The sequence below is a fragment of the Plantibacter sp. genome, assembly GCF_059073635.1.
Window position 1 is genome coordinate 354,344 of record NZ_JCACOF010000001.1, and the last position, 17,179, is coordinate 371,522.

A 17,179-nucleotide genomic window follows, 5' to 3' on the forward strand; every position below is an offset into this window, starting at 1 on the left:
TCGTGGCACCGTCCGTGGAGCGCATGACGCAGGCTCGCGGCCGACGCCGCACCTCACACCGCTTCGACGAACAACTCCTCCAACTCGGCGAAGACGCCGACGGCGAGGCGCTCGAACTGCTCGGCGCTCAGCAGGATCGTCTCGCCCGGGACGAGGCCGGTGAACGACGTCCCCTCGGCGTACTGCAACACGGTCCCCACCGTGAACACCCGGTCGTGGTCGAGGATCGACGCGACGATGAGTTCGAGCTCGTTGAGCGCCCCGGGACCCTTCCCGAGCACCGAGCGCACCCGGTGGACGAACGGCCGGTCGAGCACGAGGGTGAGGCCGGTGAAGAACTCGGGGTCGACCACGGCCAGCGCTGCGGGGTCCGCTCCGGCCTCGGCCAGCGTCTCCCGTCCGGCGACGAGCGCGGCGATCATCGTCTTCGCCTGGTCGACCTCTCGCTGTTCGAAGGTCTTGCGTCCCAGCATGGGTGTCTCCTCGGCGTCGCGGATCGGGTGCGCTTCACGCTACTCCCCGGCACGCCCGGATCACAGCAGGCCTCGCGCGTCCGTTGGTCAGGCCTGCTTCCGCTCGCGACGCGGGACGTGGAGCGACACGACGCCGGCGTCGCGGTTGATGCGACGGACCCGCGCCCGCCAGATGAGTGCGAACGCGACGACGAGCACGACCATGGCCGGCACCACGAGCGCCTTGAGCACCGGCATGCTCGGGAACAGCAGCCCCCAGAGCACGGTGTTGCCGTCCCAGAGGCCGTGCATGACCGCGACGAGCAGGTAGGTCAGGAGCACGCCCACGGTGATCCGGAACCGGCCGTTGCGTGTGGCCGCGAACAGCGCCGCGGCGAACAGCGCCGTCCACAGTGGGTGTCCGACCGGGTCGAAGATCGTCCGGGCGAACGCGGCCCCGGCCGCTTGGAACGCCGGGTGCGAGAGGATCGTCTCGAGTGGTGGCGAACCGGCGGCGAGCTTCTGGGAGGCTTCGACCCCGTCCGCCCACCCTTGCCCGATGTACCAGAGGTTCTCGAGGACGGCGAAGCCGATCCCGACGGCGCCGCCGACGAAGAGCCCGCCCCGGGCGGTCTTCACCGGCAGCCGCCACGCCACGATCACGACGGCGATGATCTTCGCCAGCTCCTCGGCGACCCCGGCGAAGAACAGCCCGATGTCGTGCGGGTTCTCACCGGCATCGGTCGCGGCGACGCCGATGAGGGAGTCGAAGGTGCTGCCGAGCGTGATGGCGATGAAGCCTCCGACCAGGACCGCCCAGAGGAGCGTCGCCGTCGTGACGCCGTCGCCCGACTGGAGACGTCGGGCCATGATGAGCAGCAGGGTGGACGCGGCCAGCCCCGAGCCGAGCAGGATCCACGCGGGGATCACCGCCGGGTTGCCGAGGAGGACGTGCGGCACCAGCAGCAGGAACAGCCAGAGCGCCAGGCCGCCGAAGAAGAACCAGGCGGGGGCGTGCGCGTGACGCCAGAGGGGCACTGTGGTGTCGCTGGTCTCAGGCGTCGTGCTCGGGGCTGCGTGTGACATCGGGTCCTCTCAGGGCGCGCCGACCGGGCCCACCGCGAGGATCACGCTAGTGCGCGGCATCCGTCGCGCACCAGGGGTTTCCTCCCCCACTCGGGGGTCACGGCCAGCGCGGTGCTGTCGCGCGAGCGCGGGGCATACGCGTGAGCGCGCCCCTCCGGAGGGGCGCGCTCACGTCGGTGGGTCGCGCTCGGGTCAGCGCACCGCGCTGGCCGCAAGCAGCCGGCTAGGCCGGGACCGCCGCGCGCTCGACCGTGAGGCCGTCGCCGTCGCGCGCCAGGCCCGACGTGGACGGTGTCGCCGTCGCGGATCGAGCCGTCGAGGATCGCCCGCGCGAGGCGGTCGTCGATCTCCCGCTGCATGAGTCGACGCAGCGGACGCGCGCCGTACATCGGGTCGTATCCGCGCTCCGCGAGCCACGCACGGGCGTCGGGCGTGACGGCGAGGTGCAGCCGACGCTCACCCAGTCGACGCTGCAGGCGGTCGATGTACAGCTCGACGATCTGGCCGAGCTCCGCCTCGCTGAGCGGCTGGAACACGACGATGTCGTCGAGACGGTTGATGAACTCCGGCTTGAACGCCTGGCGCACGAGCTGCTGCACCGCCTCCTCCTTCTGCTCGAGGGAGAGCGAGGCATCCATCAGGTACTGCGAGCCGAGGTTGGAGGTCAGCACGAGGATGACGTTCCGGAAGTCGACGGTGCGCCCCTGGCCGTCGGTCAGCCGACCGTCGTCGAGCACCTGCAGGAGGATGTCGAACACCTCGGGGTGCGCCTTCTCGACCTCGTCGAGCAGCACGACGGAGTACGGGCGTCGACGAACGGCCTCGGTGAGCTGCCCGCCCTGCTCGTAGCCGACGTACCCCGGAGGTGCACCGACGAGCCGGGAGACCGAGTGCTTCTCGCCGTACTCGGACATGTCGATGCGGACCATGGCCTTCTCGTCGTCGAAGAGGAACTCGGCGAGCGCCTTCGCCAGCTCGGTCTTGCCGACGCCGGTGGGGCCGAGGAACATGAACGAACCGGTCGGGCGGTCGGGGTCGGAGATGCCGGCCCGGGTGCGCCGGACGGCGTCGGACACGGCGGCGACCGCACGGTGCTGCCCGATGAGTCGGCGGGACAGCTCCTGCTCGAGGTGCAGCAGTTTCTCCGTCTCGCCCTGCAACAGGCGACCGACGGGGATGCCGGTCCACGCGGCGATGACGGCGGCGATGTCCTCGGCGGTCACCTGGTCGTTGACCATCCGGGGCTCGCCGTCGGTGTCCTGCTCGGCCGACTCCGCGAGCGCGAGTTCGCGTTCGAGCTGCGGGATGTCGGCGTAGAGGAGCTTGGACGCCTGTTCGAGCTTGCCCTCGCGCTGGGCGCGTTCGGCCTTGCTCCGGGCGGCGTCGAGCTGCTTCTTGAGGTCGCCGACCCGGTTGAGGCTCGCACGCTCGCGCTCCCAGCGCGCCTGCAGCTCGCCGAGCGCGGCCTGGCGGGTCGCGAGGTCCTCCCGGAGGCGGGCGAGGCGCTCCTTGGAGGCGTCGTCCTTCTCCTTCTTCAGGGCGAGCTCCTCGAGCTTCAGGCGGTCGACGCTGCGTCGCAGTTCGTCGATCTCGACGGGTGCCGAGTCGATCTCCATGCGCAGTCGGCTGGCAGCCTCGTCGATGAGGTCGATCGCCTTGTCGGGCAGCTGCCGCGACGTGATGTAGCGGTTGGACAGGGCTGCTGCGGCGACGAGCGCGTTGTCGGCGATGGCCACCTTGTGGTGCGCCTCGTACCGCTCCTTGAGGCCACGGAGGATGGCGACCGTGTCCTCGACGCTCGGCTCACCCACGAACACCTGCTGGAAGCGACGCTCCATGGCGGCGTCCTTCTCGATGAACTCGCGGTACTCGTCGAGCGTGGTCGCGCCGATGAGCCGGAGCTCACCGCGGGCGAGCATGGGCTTCAGCATGTTGGCCGCGGCGACGGACCCCTCGCCGCCACCGGCGCCCATGAGGACGTGGAGCTCGTCGATGAAGGTGATGATCTGTCCGTCGGACTCGTCGATCTCCTTGAGCACCGCCTTGAGGCGCTCCTCGAACTGCCCGCGGTACATGGCACCCGCCACGAGCGCGGAGAGGTCGAGGGAGATGAGCTGCTTGCCCTTGAGGCTCTCGGCGACGTCGCCCGCGACGATGCGCTGGGCGAGGCCTTCGACGACGGCGGTCTTGCCGACGCCGGGCTCGCCGATGAGGACGGGGTTGTTCTTGGTGCGTCGCGTGAGCACCTGGCTCACGCGGCGGATCTCGGCGTCGCGGCCGATGACCGGATCGAGCTTGCCGGAGGCGGCGATCTCGGTCAGGTTGACGCCGTACTGCTCGAGCGCGCTGCGCTGATCCTCTTGCTGAGGCGTCTGGCCTGCTGGCATGGGTACGGTCTCCTGTTCAAAACTTGAGTTGATGTGACTCAAGTTTACCACCGCCACTCTCTGCCGACAAGATGCGATCGGCAGGTGATCTCCAGCGCATCGAAGGGTAGGCTTACCTATCGATGCCTCGCCTCAGTGAACAGACCCCCGACTCGATCTTCATCCTCCTCGCAGCCGTCGTCCGGCGCATCGAGCAGGTGAGCCCGAGCTATCGGCGATTCACGTTCACCGGTCCCGAGGTCCAGCACATCGCGGACAACCGTCACGACCAGCGCATCAAGCTGCTCTTCCCGCTGCCCGACACCGGTTTCGACGAGCTGCCGATGCACGACGACTGGTACCAGGCCTGGCGACTGCTGCCCAACGACAAACGCCACCCGATGCGCACGTACACGATCCGCGAGGTCCGGCCCGAGCTCGCCGAGTTCGACGTCGACATCGCGCTGCACGGCCGCGTCGGCCCCGCGTCCACCTGGGCGATGGACGCGAAGGTCGGCGACGAGCTCGTCGTCAACGTCCCCAACGCCCGGTCGGCCGTCCCGGCCGGCGGCATCGACTGGCACGCGCCGGCCACCGTCGACCAGGTGCTCCTCGCCGGCGACGAGACGGCCCTGCCCGGGATCGCCGGGATCCTCGAGCGCCTGCCGAGCACCGCGCGCGGGATCGCCGTCGTCGAGCTGCCGCACGAGGACGACATCGCCGCCCTGTCCACGAAGCCCGACGGGGTCGAGGTCGTCGTCCTCCCCCGCGGCGACCAGCCCGTGGGCACCCTGCTCATCCCCGAGGTCGAGCGCATCGCGAGCCGCCTCGCGCCGAGCGTCGACACCGCCACGATCGCCACGCAGCCGGCACTCGAGGACGTCGACGTCGACACCGAGCTGCTCTGGGAAGCGCCGGTCAACGCGACCGGAGGCCCCGTCCTCGAGAGCGCACCGCTCTACGCGTGGCTCGCCGGAGAGGCGTCGGCCATCAAGACGCTCCGCCGACACCTCGTCTCCGGGTGCGGCGTCGACCGCAAGTCGGTCGCGTTCATGGGCTACTGGCGACACGGCAAGGCCGAAGACAACCGATGAGCCGGTGAGCGCCGACCTCGACAGCCTGCGGCTCCCGACCGCGGCCGCCCGCGCACGAGAGGCGTCGACCGGCATCGCCCGATCGACCGCGTCGCGCTGGCTCCTACTCGTCGCCGCGCTCGTCGTGCTCGCCGCCATCGCCGCGGGCAGCCTCTTCATCGGCTCGGGGACGATCAGTGCCGCCGAGGTCTGGCGGGCGCTGTCACAGGGCGGCGACGACACCAACGCGATCCTCGTCACCGGGTTCCGGGTGCCGCGCATGCTCCTGGCCATCGGCGTCGGTGCGGCGCTCGGCCTCGCCGGAGCGATGATGCAGGCCGTCACGCGGAACCCGCTCGCCGACCCCGGCATCCTCGGCGTCAACGCCGGGGCGTACATCGCGGTCGTGCTCGCCGTCGCCATCGCCGGCACCGCCGACCTGAGCTCCTACGTGTGGTGGTCCTTCGCCGGCGCGGGCCTGGCCTCCGTCATCGTGTACGTGATCGGCTCCCGGGGCCGCGCCGGGGCGACCCCGGTGCGTCTCGTCCTCGCCGGTGTCGCGCTCTCCGCAGCGCTCCAGGGGGTGACCTTCGCCATCACGATCCGCAACCCCGACATCTTCGACAAGATCCGCTTCTGGCAGGCCGGCTCGCTGCAGAACCGCCAGATGGACGTGTTCCTCGGGGTGCTGCCGTTCCTCATCGTCGGGGTCGTCCTCGCCCTCGTCGTCTCCCGGTCACTCAACGCCGTCGCCCTCGGAGACGACCTCGCGACCTCACTCGGCACGAAGGTGCTCCGGACGCGGGTGCTGTCGGTCGTCGCGATCACCCTGTTGTGCGGCTCGGCCACCGCGGCGGCCGGACCGATCGCCTTCCTCGGACTCATGTCGCCCTACCTCGCCCGGGCCGTCGTCGGACCGGACCAGCGCTGGGTACTGCCGTTCACGATGGTGTTCGCGCCGATCATCTTCCTGCTGTCCGACCTCGTCGGGCGGGTCGCCGTCCCCGGCGAGATGCCGGTCGGGATCGTCACGGCGTTCGTGGGTGCCCCGCTCCTCATCGTGCTCATCCGCCGTTCGAAGGCGCAGGGGCTGTGACCGCGGTCGCCGAGCCGGGCCGGCGCACCGTGCGGGTCGGTCGGGTCAGCTGGGTGGTCCACCGGCGTGAGCTGATCGTCGTCGGCGCTCTGGTCGCCGTCATCGTGGGGGTCGGCGCCTTCGCGCTCACCCAGGGCGAGTACCGCATCCCGCTCGACAAGCTGCTCGCCGCGGTCACCGGCTCCGGCTCGGAGAGCGTCCTGCGCATCGTATTGGAGTGGCGTCTACCGCGGGTGGTGATCGCCGTCGTCGGCGGGATCGCGCTCGGGCTCTCCGGCGCGATCTTCCAGTCCATCACCCGGAACCCACTCGGCAGTCCCGACATCATCGGGTTCAACTCCGGTGCGTTCACCGGCGCGCTCATCGTCACCCTCGTCGTCGGCGGGAACTATGCGGCGATGGTCTCCGGGGCGTTGATCGGCGGGCTCGCGACGGCCCTCGTCGTCTACCTCCTCGCGTGGTCTCGGGGCGTCCAGGGGTTCCGGCTCATCGTGATCGGCATCGCGATCAGCGCCGTCCTCAACGCGTTCAACGACTACCTGCAGCTGCGGGCGGACCTCAACGCCGCCATCGCCGCTGCCAGCTGGGGCATGGGTTCGCTCGCCGACCTCGGGTGGCAGGACGTCGTGCCCGTGACGATCGCGGTCGCGGTCCTCGTCCCCCTCCTCGCGCTCATGTCCCGCCGACTCGGCATGCTGGAGTTCGGCGACGACATCGCGAGCGCCCTCGGCATCCCGGTCGAACGCACGCGGCTGCTGCTGCTCGTGATCGGCGTCGCCCTCACCGCGACCGTCACCGCGGTCGCCGGCCCGATCGTCTTCGTCGCCCTCGCCGCACCCCAACTCGCCCGGCGGCTGACGAAGTCCGCCGGCATCACCCTCGTCCCCTCGGCCGCCATGGGTGCGGCGTTGCTCCTCGTGAGCGACGTCGTGGCTCAGCGGATCATCGCCCCGGCCGCCCTGCCGGTCGGTGCGGTGACCGTGACCCTCGGTGGCATCTACCTCATCGCCCTGCTCATCACGCAGGCGGGAAAGCGCTGACATGAAGACCGACAGCCCCACCACCAGACTCGCCGGAACAGCCCTCCGCGTCGGCTACGACCAGCGGACCATCATCCACGAGCTGGACATCGCGATCCCCGACGACTCGTTCACGGTCATCGTCGGCCCGAACGCCTGCGGCAAGTCGACGCTCCTGCGTGCCCTCGCCCGGCTGCTGAAGCCGACGCAGGGACAGGTCGTGCTCGACGGTCAGGAGATCACGCGGTACCCGTCGAAGGAGGTCGCGAAGCGCATCGGGCTGCTGCCGCAGACGTCGATCGCTCCGGACGGCATCTCGGTGATCGACCTCGTGTCGCGTGGCCGATACCCGCACCAGTCGATCCTCCGACGCTGGTCGGCGGCCGATGAGGCGGCGGTGCTCGCGGCGATGGAGGCGACGAACGTCACCGAGCTGTCCGGTCGCCTCGTCGACGAACTGTCCGGCGGCCAGCGCCAGCGGGTGTGGGTGGCGATGGCCCTCGCTCAGGAGACGCCGCTGCTGCTGCTCGACGAGCCGACGACCTTCCTCGACATCACGCATCAGGTGGAGCTGCTCGACCTCTTCACCCGGCTGAACCAGGAGGGTGGCCGCACCCTCGTCGCGGTCCTGCACGACCTCAACCAGGCGGCGCGGTACGCGACGCACCTGATCGCGATGCGCGACGGTCACGTGGTCGCGCAGGGTGCGCCGGCGGACATCGTGACGGCCGAGCTCGTCGAGGAGGTCTTCGGGCTCCGCTGCCGGATCATCGACGACCCCGAGTCGCACACGCCGCTCGTCATCCCGCTGATGGGCGCGCACTGACCCGTGTTTCTGGCCGGCGTCAGCGCGGTGCGCTGGCGTGAGCGCGGGTTTGCAGGCGTGGGCGCGCCCCGCTGACGTGAGCGCGGGTCTCCGGAGGGGTGCGCTCACGCCGGTGGGGCGCGCTCACGAGGTGGACGCGTGCCGGTGTCAGCAGCCGATGGCTGGTTTGCCGGGGCGGCAGGGTTTGTCGACGCCGACGGTCGAGTTGCGGACGATCTGGACCGTGTGGGGTTCTTCGGTCGGGATCGACAGGGTTCCGACGACGGGAAGCCACCCGCTGTCGCCGATGCGGTACTCGGCGGCGTACTCGACCTCGACGGTGATGGTCTTCGTCCCGACGCGTCGTGTAGCGGTGGCTGGTCGGGGTCTTGGAGAACTCCGCGAGTCCGAGGGCAGCCCACGAGGATCCGCCGGTCCGGGTGGTGGTCGTGTCGCCGTCGCCGTAGTCGAAGGTGAATCCGACGGGGATGAAGTTCACCTCCGCGACCTGGCCCAAGAGGGTGCCGGTGCGGGTGTGGCCGGAAGCAGCCGGCGATGACGTTGGTGTGGAGCCCGCGGACACCCCAGGCGGCGGGTTCGGTGGTGACGGTGGGTGCGGCGGGGGCGAAGCTGGCGACGTCGCGGATCGTGACGGGCGGCCGCCGGTGCTGCTTCGAGGTCGGTGCCGAGGTCGCCGGGGGTGAAGGTGTAACACTCGTCCGGCCGCATGAGGCTGCAGACCGTCCGCTCACCGTTGGGCCCGTCGGTCACCCCGGGCGGCAGCTCGGCCGAGCCGCCTCCTTCGTCGTCGCCTCCGCCCGTTCCGCCGCCGGAACCACCGCCAGTGCCAGGGCGTTCGACGCTGCCGCCGATGTCGACCGAACCGTTACCGATGCAAGCGCCCGAGATTGCTCCGCCGAGCACTCGCAGCTGGCGGCGCACGTCGCAGGTCCGGAGCGGCCAGCCGCGACGCACGCCCAGCGAGCATGAGCCCGATGGCGAGCGTTGCAGATTACCGTCTCACGCGCATGATGGACCCTTCTCCTTGCATGCCTTCGAGCTTCGACGAGGCAGCGGTCGGAGCGTTGATCCGCGGCACGCCGGAGCGAATCTGAACTGCCCAGATGCGCTGGGCTGGGCGGTCAGGCTTGACGACCGACGCTCCGTGCGCCATCCAGTATGCTTGACAGAGCCAGTCATGTCCACGCAGGCGGATCCGACGATCGAGCGACGACTCCGACTGAGTCGGGTTTCGAGTAGCCAGAGCTCGCGGACCGTGGACACCGACAGCGATAGCCGCGTCGGAGAGCGTACCATCCGAGCTCCTGCAGCATTCGGGATAGGCTCTCGTATCTCGAACGCTCGGCAACGTCGTCCGGTCGCCACCTCATCGATGCGATCCGGATTCGACTCCGCCCTCTGCGAGGATCCGGTTCGAGACGTCCAGGAAGCTGCTGATAAGCCTCAGTCACCGGCCGCCAGCGCCTGTTCCTCGTTCTCGAAGACCGGCGGCGAGCTCGTCGGAGGCGGCGCGGGTTCAGGTCCGGTGCACGCGGTGAGGGCGAGCAGTCCCGCCGCGAGAACGAGCGTGGAGACAGAGCGAGAGCGGCGAGGTCCGTGGCATCCCTCGACGCTAAGCGCGCCCAGACTCCCGCCCAGGGTTATCCACAGAGCAGATATGCCTACACCGACATATGCCGCGCAAGTGGTCCGTGTGCCAGCGCGATGCGCTGACGCGAGCGCACCTCAGGGGACGTGAGCGCGGGTCTCCGGAGGGGTGCGCTCGCGTCAGTGACCCGCGCTCACGTCAGCGCACCGCGCTGGCCGAAGCACAAGCGTTACCGGGACGTGACTTGGGAAGCTTAGGCTTACCTCATACCCCACGTCTTCAACGGAAAGCAGAACATGCGCCGCATGACCCGCACCCTCACCGCCGTCGCCGCCCTCGCGGTCGCAGGCCTCGCCCTCGCCGGCTGCACCGCCGGGTCCTCCACCGACGACGCCTCCACCGGCACGCTCGGCACCGTCGACACGATGTTCGGCGAGGTGACCGTCCCGGAGCCCGCCGGCGACCTCACCGTCGTCGCCCTCGGCTGGTCCGACGCGGAGATGGCGCTCTCCCTCGGCGTCGTGCCCGTCGGTGTCTACGACTGGCAGTCCTTCGGCGCCGACAACAAGGCCGTCGGCCCATGGGCCACCGACCTGTTCGGCGACGTCACCCCCGAGATCATCGAGGACAGCGGCGACACGGTCAACTACGAGCAGATCCAGGCGCTCGAACCCGACCTCATCCTCAACACCCGGTCCGCCGGCGACGAGAAGCAGTACGAGCGGCTCTCGGAGATCGCCCCGACCGTCTTCGCACCCAAGGGGACCGCCGCGTTCGCGACCCCGTGGGACGTCCAGCTCGAGCAGGTCGCCGCCGCGCTCGGCAAGACCCAGGAGGGCGACGCACTCGTCTCCGCCACGAAGCAGTCGATCAACGAGGCCGCCGACCTCCACCAGGAGTTCGCCGGGCTCACCACCGTCGCCGCGACGAAGTTCGGCGACGCCTACGGCGCTTACCTCGAGGGCGACGGTCGCTTCGACATCCTCGCCGACCTCGGCTTCCAGCAGAACCCGGCCGTCCTCGACCTCGAGGCCTCCGGTTTCTACGCGGCGGTCTCCGCCGAGCAGGTGTCCGCGTTCGACGCCGACGTCGCCGTCCTCCTCCCGATCGGGTTCAGCGCAGCGGACACCACCGCCGACCCGCTGCTCGCGAGCCTCCCCGTGGTGCAGGACGGTCGCGCGATCGTCCTCGACCCCGCCGACGAGCTCACGCAGGCCTACAGCGCGGCGTCCGTGCTGAGCATCCCCGTCGTCCTCGAGCAGCTCGTCCCGAAGCTCGCCGAGGCCGCCGCCAAGGTCGCGAAGTAGGGTCCAGCCCACCAGCACCACAGCAGGAGATCCGCGCGAGAGCCGGACGGAATCGCGTCTTCCGTCCGGCTCTCGCGCTGTTCTCCGGCTCTCACGCTGAGCGCCCCGACGCTCAGGCCGGCCGGGACAGCTTCCGCAACCGCGCGAACCCCAACGCCGCGACGATCACGAGCACCCCGACGAGCAGGACGACGGCCGCACCCGGCGCCACCGGCGCCAGCGCGGTCAACCCACCACCGACGAGGAGCGCCAGCAGGATGGCGTCCGACTGCCAGAGCAGGACGTTCAGCGAGGACGCGTCGCCGAACGGTGTCGGGACGGGCATGAGCAGCAGGATCGGCAGTGGTCCCTTCGCGGCGTCGAACGTCCGGAGCACGACGATCCACACCGCGAGCAGCAGCCACCACCCGAGCGGCTGGAGGAGGGTCATCCCGCCCGGTGCCGCGGAGGCGAGCACCCCGAGCAGGGCACCGATCCCACCGATCACGACCGCGGCCAGCAGCGGGGCGACGGCTCCGGCGAGCACGAGCGAGCGGGGGCTCCGACCGTAGAGCGTGGGCGTCCCGGCGCTCTCGACCCCGTGTCGCACCGCGTCGCACCAGACACCCACCGCGAGGTAGGCGAGGAACGCCGCGGGGACGGCGAGCATCCACCGCACACCGTCCGGGAGCCCGAAGGAGAGACCGACCGCCGCACCGGACGCCGCCAGGACGAGGGAACCGAGGGCGACCCGCCCGGGTGTCCGCCGAGCTCCGACGATCGACCGCCGGAGGACGACGAGCCAGAACGGCCCGGTCATCCGCAGCGGGACACGGCGACCGCTCGTCGGGGAGGCTCGCAGCCCGCCGACGGCACCCGAGGCGTCACCGCTCTGCAGCATCATCCCGACCCGCTGCCAGCGCAGCGCCTGGTCGAGGAGGGGTCCGCTCCGCAGTCCGTCCAGCGCCCTCGGGACGAGCAGGAGGGAGACAGCACCGAGCACGACGAGCGCGACAGCCGGCCACCACGACACCGGCACCCCCACCGACGCGAACCAGCCACCGCCACCACCCCAGGTGAAGAGCCGCGCCCAGTCCCCCGTCGCGAGTGCACCGCCGAGCACCATGGCCTCGATGCCACCGGCCACCGGCGACCAGAGGAGCCCCAGCCATCCCCACGGCGAAAGGAGCAGCATGCCCGGGACGAGGAGACCGAGCACCCCGCCTGCACCGGCGACGATGACGACGGCGGCGACCGTCCGTCGCGAACCGTGCTGACCGAGCAGCCACGCCACCGCGAGGAGCAGGGAGAAGCCCACGGCACCGATCACGAAGGCCACCACGGCGGCGGGCACGGTCGGTCCGGTCATGCCGATCACCGAGGCCGTGTCGGCGGCCACTCCGACCGAGACGGTCGGCCCGCTCCCCCGGCACCAGGAGTCGCGACAAGCCGACCACCCCGGCCACGAGGACCGAGAGCCCCGCGAGTGCGAGCGTGGAGGCGACGAAGGGACGACGCAGCGTGAGCCGACGCGGCAGTGGCGAATCGGCGAGGAACTGCACCGCCGCAGGCCTCGGCACGACCGGTCCCCTCGTCCGACCACCGAGCACGACGACGATCGTCGCGATCGCCGAGAGCAGCGCGACCGCCCCGGGCCGGACGGCCGCCACGACGCCCGCGGCATCCGGCTCGATCAGTCCGAGGACCGCGAACCGCACGAGCGGAGCGCCCACGATGAGTGCGACGAGCAGCGCGGCGTAGACGACGAACGCGACGTCGGCGACCCGCGGACGCCCGTCGCGCGCGGCGAGCACCGCCCGGCCGGCGCGGAGGATCCGACGGTCGTCGCGCGAGATGCGCCCGGTGCCGGTGCTCACGGGGCTTCGACCGTGATCGCCTCGTCCGCGACCCGTTCGACGAGCCCGGCGTCGTGGCTCGCGAAGACGATCGCCGCCCCGCGCTCCTTCGCGAGCAGGATGCGGTCGGCGACGAGGCCACGCCGCTCGGCGTCGAGGCGCTGCTCCGGTTCGTCGAGCACGAGGACGTCGAAGGGCCGGACGAGCGCCGTCGCCAGGGCGAACAGCTGCGACTGACCCGAGGACAGCTCGGTGGCGAAGCGGCGCGCGAGCGTGTCGATGCGCAGGGCCACGAGCAGCTCGTCGGCGGCGTCGTCCGCCGCCTGGCCGGTCACACCCCAGGTCGTCGAGATGTAGCGCAGGTGTTCGCGCAGCGTCAGGTCCGGCGCGTAGGCCGGGGTGCCGATGAGGGCTGAGACGGAGCGACGCACCGTGCGGTCGCGGTCGTCGATGGTCCGGCCGCCGATCGTCGCCGTCCCGCTCGACGGGCGCAGCCGTCCGCTGAGGATCCGCAGCAGGGTCGTCTTGCCCGATCCGTTCCGCCCCCGGACGGCGAGCGCCATCCCCCGCTCGACCCGGATGTCCGTGGGCGCCAGCAGGGTCTCCCCGTCGATCACCGCGCCGACGCCGTCCGCCTCGATCAGCGGCTGCATCGCGGCAACCGACTCCCCCTCGTGTCCCGACATCGTCCCATCCTCGCAGGCGTCCGCCGAGGTGTCCTCCACCGCACGGCGGATCGCGCGGTCGGGCGTCGGGGCTCAGCACGCCGGTCGAGGGTGCAGAATGCAGAGCATGGGAATCGTCACCGGGCGCCGGAACGCGCGTCCGCCGAAGCAGCGCCGCGCTGGCGGACCACCCGAGGGCGACGCCTACGACGAGGTCGTGCGGGAGATCCGCGCCGGACGCCTCGACGCCGACGCAGGCGCCGAACGACTGATCGAGCGGCTGACCGACGCGGAGCTCCTCGGGCTGCTCGACGGCGACTCCCCGCGCCGACTCCTCCCGCTGATCCCCGTGCTGCTCCACCGGCGTCCGTTCGTGGCCGGAGCCGTCCCCCGGCTCGGGATCCCGGGGATCCGGTTCAGTGACGGCGCCCGCGGTGTCGTCATCGGCGAGTCCACCGCGTTCCCCGTGACGATGGCGCGGGCGGCCACCTGGGACCCGGTGCTCGAGGAGCAGGTGGGTGAGGCGATCGGTGCGGAGACGCGGATCCGCGGGGCGAACTACTCGGCGTCCGTCTGCGTCAACCTGCTCCGCCATCCCGCGTGGGGCCGCGCACAGGAGTGCTACGGCGAGGATCCGGTGCTGACGGGCCGGATGGGGTCGGCCATGACCCGCGGCGTCCGCGTCCACACGATGGCGTGCGTGAAGCACTTCGCGCTCAACTCCATGGAGGACGAGCGGTTCGAGGTCGACGTCTCGGTGGACGACCACGCACTGCACGAGGTCTACCTGCCGCACTTCAAGGCCGTGATCGACGCCGGCGCGGACTCGGTCATGAGCGCCTACAACCGGGTGCGGGGCGAGTACATGGACGTCAACCGTCCGCTGCTCACCGAGGTGCTGCGGGAGGAGTGGGGCTTCACGGGCTTCGTGACGAGCGACTGGGTCTTCGGGACCCATGACGCGGTCGGCAGCCTGGAAGCCGGGATGGACGTGGAGATGCCGCTCCGCCTGCGACGGGCGCACGAGTTGCCCGCCGCCCTGCGGGCCGGCACCCTCCACCACGCCACCGTCCTGCGCTCGGCCCGGCGCATCCTGCGGACGACCCTCCTGCACGCCGCGACCCGCACCGAACCGCAACCCTCGGCGGACGTCGTCGCCGGCTCGGCCCACCGCGCGCTCGCCCGACACGTCGCCGAGGAGTCGATCGTGCTCCTCGCCAACCGCCCGGTCGACGACGGCGTACCGCTCCTCCCCCTGTCGGCGACGACCCGTCGGATCGCGGTGGTCGGCCGTCTCGCGGACCGGGCGAACCTCGGCGACCACGGCTCGTCGCGCGTCCGTCCGCCGACCACCGTCTCGCCGCTGCAAGGGCTCCGTGAGGCACTCCCCGACACGCAGATCACGACCACCCCGGCCGGGAACGTGCGGGCCGCGGTCGCTGCGGCGGCGGCAGCCGACACGGCCATCGTCGTCGTCGGCTTCGACCAGCACGACGAGGGCGAGTCGGTCGTCACCGGCGGCGTCGACGTCGGCGTCCTCGGGGCGGCCCTGGACTCGGGTCGACTCCGTAGCGCCATCACGGGCGTCGCGCACCTGGCGTCGCGGTTCGTGCGCGGCGGCGATCGCACCTCGCTCCGGCTCCGGCCGTCGGACGAACGCCTCATCCTGGCCGTCGCCGCAGCCAACCCGCGAACGGTCGTCGTGCTCATCGGCGGGAGCGCGATCCTGACCGAGGCCTGGCGCGACCGCGTCCCGGCGCTCGTCCTCGCCTGGTACGGCGGGATGGAGGGCGGTCGAGCGCTCGCCGACGTCCTGACCGGTGTGGTCGAGCCCGGCGGGCGACTGCCGTTCGTGATCCCGACCGATCCCGCACACCTGCCGCCCTTCGACCGCGAGGCGAAGGCCGTCGTGTACGACGACCGCTGGGGACAGCGGCGGTTGGACGAGGAGGGTCACACGCCGGCTTTCCCGTTCGGCTTCGGCCTCGGGTACACGACGATCGACCACCGCCTGCTCGGGCACCGGTTCGACGACACCGGTGGGACCGCCGAGGTCTTCGTGACGAACACCGGTCACCGCGAGGGGTCGACCGTCGTCCAGCTCTACGCCGCCGACACCGCACTCGAGCGACCGGTCGCCCAGCTCCTCGGGTTCCGGAAGGTGACCCTGCAGGCGGGCGAGGAACGCGTCGTCCGGGTCGTCCTCGATCCGACACCGACGCTCGAACGCGACCCGGTCACCCGCCGCTGGTCACCCCGCACCGGCGACTGGGCACTGCAGGCCGCCCAGCACAGCCCGTCGACCTGGGCGGACGCGACCCCGCTGCGGAACGGTGACAGCGACCTCGACGACGACCCCGCCCGACTGCCGGACACAGCCGGCTGACCCGACCCGATCAGCTCGGGCCGGCCGACTCGAGGTCGGCGAGACCCTCGACCCGCACGGCGAGCTCCTCATCCCGTCCGAGGACGGCGCGGAGGAGGCGCTGCGAGTCACGCCGGACGGAGAGCACCGCGTCGTCGCGTCGCAGCACGAGGGTGCCGTCCGGCCCGGTGTAGCGCTGCTGCAGGTCGTCCAGCTCACCGGCCCGGAGCAGCGCCACCGTGCTGGACGCCGCCGGGTCGACGAGACGCACGAGGGCCGACTCGCCCTCGAGCTCGCTCGCGACCACCCGCCGGGCGCTCGCGTCGAAGATCGTCTTCTGCGCCGCCCGGGTCACGACGAACGGTCGTGCCGGACCGTCGAGCAGCCGGTCGACGACGTCGCGGGCCGCGTCGGGGCGACCGACCCGTCGGGCCGCGGCCTGCATCCGCGCCAGACGACCCGGCTCGCCGAGGATCCCGTCGATCTTCCACCCGATCGTCGTCGCGGTGTTGCACCGGACGGCGGCACCCTGCTCCATGAGGTAGTCGCCGTTGCGGACCTCCTGCCCGGGGATGGGGTTCACGAGGACCATCGGCAGACCGGCGGCCATGCACTCCGACGCCGACAGTCCTCCGGGCTTGCCGATGAACAGGTCGGCTCGGCGCAGGAGCCGCGGCATCTCGTCGGTGAAGCCGAGCACGGTGTAGCGGTCGTCGCCGGGCGCGATGAGGTCCTCGACGCTCCGCCGCAGTGCCTCGTTCCGCCCGCACACGATCGTCGCGGTGAACGGCGACCGCAGGTGCAGCGTCTGTCGGACGACCGCGAGCGCGTAGTCACCGCCGGACGCACCGGCCGAGATGAGCAACATGGGCGGTGCTGCCGGGTCGCGCTCGGCCGGGGTGCTCGGCTGGGCGGCGATGGGGATCCCCGAAGCCACGACGCGGTCGGGCGGGAGACCGAGGGCCGTCAGCTGGACCCGCCCCTCCTCCCGGGCGAGGAAGAGCGCGTGGAAGGCGCTCGTCAACCACAGCCCCTGGAAGTCGTAGTCCGTGGTGACGATCGCGGTCCTGGCGTCGACGGCGCCGCGGAGGATGAGGGAGGCCAGCAACTGGGCCGGGAGGAAGTGGGTGCAGATGATCGCCGTGGGTCTGAAGCGTTTGATCGCGCTGACCACCGGCATCGCGTTCGCCCGCGTCCAGGGGTCGAGCGGGCCGCGACGACGGAACGGTGCGTCGCTGAGGTCGTAGCCCCACTCCACGAGCCAGGGCGTCTCCTCGACGAGCACGAAGTACCCCTTGCCGAGGACGTCGCGGTACAGGGAGGTGCTCGCCTGCAGGACGTCCAGCACCTCGACCTCGGTGACGTCGGGACGCCCGGCACACGCCTGTTCCACGGCGGCGGCGGCGCTGTTGTGTCCGGACCCGACCCCGGCCGACAGGATCAGGACGCGTTCGCCGCCATCCGGTCCGGGGTGCTGCTTCGATGTCCTGCGCATGAGCCG

Annotated in this window: 12 protein-coding genes; 6 read left to right on the plus strand and 6 right to left on the minus strand. The window is 71.3% G+C overall.

Features of this window, described 5'->3' with window-relative positions; all coding sequences use genetic code 11:
- Positions 1 to 53: 53 nt before the first annotated feature.
- The 3 genes from AC5JOC_RS01680 to AC5JOC_RS01690 all read right to left on the minus strand — a co-directional run bounded on the left by AC5JOC_RS01680 (position 54) and on the right by AC5JOC_RS01690 (position 3,925).
- Positions 54 to 473: a hypothetical protein gene (locus AC5JOC_RS01680; RefSeq protein ID WP_159877549.1), complete on the minus strand. Its 420-nt coding sequence runs from the start codon at positions 471 to 473 to the stop codon at positions 54 to 56.
- 87 nt (positions 474 to 560) lie between these two features.
- On the minus strand, positions 561 to 1,538 hold the full coding sequence (locus AC5JOC_RS01685) for a PrsW family glutamic-type intramembrane protease (protein ID WP_494244980.1): 978 nt from the start codon (positions 1,536 to 1,538) through the stop codon (positions 561 to 563).
- A gap of 41 nt (positions 1,539 to 1,579) precedes the next feature.
- Positions 1,580 to 3,925: an ATP-dependent Clp protease ATP-binding subunit gene (locus tag AC5JOC_RS01690; RefSeq protein WP_494244982.1), complete on the minus strand. Its 2,346-nt coding sequence runs from the start codon at positions 3,923 to 3,925 to the stop codon at positions 1,580 to 1,582.
- A 122-nt stretch (positions 3,926 to 4,047) separates the two neighbouring features.
- Here AC5JOC_RS01690 and AC5JOC_RS01695 point away from each other — a divergent pair, with 122 nt between their 5' ends.
- The 5 genes from AC5JOC_RS01695 to AC5JOC_RS01715 all read left to right on the plus strand — a co-directional run bounded on the left by AC5JOC_RS01695 (position 4,048) and on the right by AC5JOC_RS01715 (position 10,813).
- The gene (locus tag AC5JOC_RS01695; RefSeq protein WP_124768591.1) at positions 4,048 to 4,998 is read left to right on the plus strand and encodes a siderophore-interacting protein; all 951 of its coding nucleotides are present in this window, start codon (positions 4,048 to 4,050) and stop codon (positions 4,996 to 4,998) included.
- Between the two features lie 4 nt (positions 4,999 to 5,002).
- The gene (locus tag AC5JOC_RS01700; protein WP_411557809.1) at positions 5,003 to 6,073 is read left to right on the plus strand and encodes an iron chelate uptake ABC transporter family permease subunit; all 1,071 of its coding nucleotides are present in this window, start codon (positions 5,003 to 5,005) and stop codon (positions 6,071 to 6,073) included.
- Complete coding sequence (locus tag AC5JOC_RS01705) at positions 6,070 to 7,113, plus strand: FecCD family ABC transporter permease (RefSeq protein ID WP_494244984.1); 1,044 nt, start codon at positions 6,070 to 6,072, stop codon at positions 7,111 to 7,113. Before AC5JOC_RS01700 ends, AC5JOC_RS01705 begins: the two co-directional genes overlap by 4 nt.
- A 1-nt stretch (position 7,114) precedes the next feature.
- Positions 7,115 to 7,918, plus strand: coding sequence for an ABC transporter ATP-binding protein (locus tag AC5JOC_RS01710; protein ID WP_079704966.1), 804 nt, complete (start codon positions 7,115 to 7,117; stop codon positions 7,916 to 7,918).
- A gap of 1,893 nt (positions 7,919 to 9,811) precedes the next feature.
- A complete protein-coding gene (locus AC5JOC_RS01715; RefSeq protein ID WP_236555357.1) occupies positions 9,812 to 10,813 on the plus strand; it encodes an ABC transporter substrate-binding protein in 1,002 nt (333 codons plus the stop codon).
- Positions 10,814 to 10,925: 112 nt separating this feature from the next.
- Here the strand turns inward: AC5JOC_RS01715 and AC5JOC_RS01720 are convergent, their stop codons facing one another.
- Positions 10,926 to 12,161 carry a hypothetical protein gene (locus AC5JOC_RS01720; protein ID WP_494244986.1) on the minus strand — a complete coding sequence of 412 codons (1,236 nt, stop codon included), beginning with the start codon at positions 12,159 to 12,161 and terminating at the stop codon, positions 10,926 to 10,928.
- A gap of 504 nt (positions 12,162 to 12,665) precedes the next feature.
- On the minus strand, positions 12,666 to 13,334 hold the full coding sequence (locus AC5JOC_RS01725) for an ABC transporter ATP-binding protein (protein WP_236555356.1): 669 nt from the start codon (positions 13,332 to 13,334) through the stop codon (positions 12,666 to 12,668).
- Positions 13,335 to 13,440: 106 nt separating this feature from the next.
- Between AC5JOC_RS01725 and AC5JOC_RS01730 the strand changes: the two genes are divergently transcribed.
- Positions 13,441 to 15,699, plus strand: a complete 2,259-nt coding sequence (locus tag AC5JOC_RS01730) for a beta-glucosidase family protein (protein ID WP_494244988.1) — start codon at positions 13,441 to 13,443, stop codon at positions 15,697 to 15,699.
- 10 nt (positions 15,700 to 15,709) lie between these two features.
- Here the strand turns inward: AC5JOC_RS01730 and AC5JOC_RS01735 are convergent, their stop codons facing one another.
- Positions 15,710 to 17,173 (minus strand): MGDG synthase family glycosyltransferase, encoded by a 1,464-nt coding sequence (locus AC5JOC_RS01735; RefSeq protein WP_079704961.1) that lies wholly within the window; start codon positions 17,171 to 17,173, stop codon positions 15,710 to 15,712.
- Positions 17,174 to 17,179: the final 6 nt, after the last annotated feature.

Excerpts from the sequence above, each read along its gene's own strand:
- AC5JOC_RS01680 (WP_159877549.1), bottom strand. The coding sequence starts at position 473 with ATGCTGGGACGCAAGACCTTCGAACAGCGAGAGGTCGACCAGGCGAAG.
- AC5JOC_RS01685 (WP_494244980.1), bottom strand. The coding sequence starts at position 1,538 with ATGTCACACGCAGCCCCGAGCACGACGCCTGAGACCAGCGACACCACA.
- AC5JOC_RS01690 (WP_494244982.1), bottom strand. The coding sequence starts at position 3,925 with ATGCCAGCAGGCCAGACGCCTCAGCAAGAGGATCAGCGCAGCGCGCTC.
- AC5JOC_RS01695 (WP_124768591.1), top strand. The coding sequence starts at position 4,048 with ATGCCTCGCCTCAGTGAACAGACCCCCGACTCGATCTTCATCCTCCTC.
- AC5JOC_RS01710 (WP_079704966.1), top strand. The coding sequence starts at position 7,115 with ATGAAGACCGACAGCCCCACCACCAGACTCGCCGGAACAGCCCTCCGC.
- AC5JOC_RS01715 (WP_236555357.1), top strand. The coding sequence starts at position 9,812 with ATGACCCGCACCCTCACCGCCGTCGCCGCCCTCGCGGTCGCAGGCCTC.
- AC5JOC_RS01720 (WP_494244986.1), bottom strand. The coding sequence starts at position 12,161 with ATGACCGGACCGACCGTGCCCGCCGCCGTGGTGGCCTTCGTGATCGGT.
- AC5JOC_RS01725 (WP_236555356.1), bottom strand. The coding sequence starts at position 13,334 with ATGTCGGGACACGAGGGGGAGTCGGTTGCCGCGATGCAGCCGCTGATC.
- AC5JOC_RS01730 (WP_494244988.1), top strand. The coding sequence starts at position 13,441 with ATGGGAATCGTCACCGGGCGCCGGAACGCGCGTCCGCCGAAGCAGCGC.
- AC5JOC_RS01735 (WP_079704961.1), bottom strand. The coding sequence starts at position 17,173 with ATGCGCAGGACATCGAAGCAGCACCCCGGACCGGATGGCGGCGAACGC.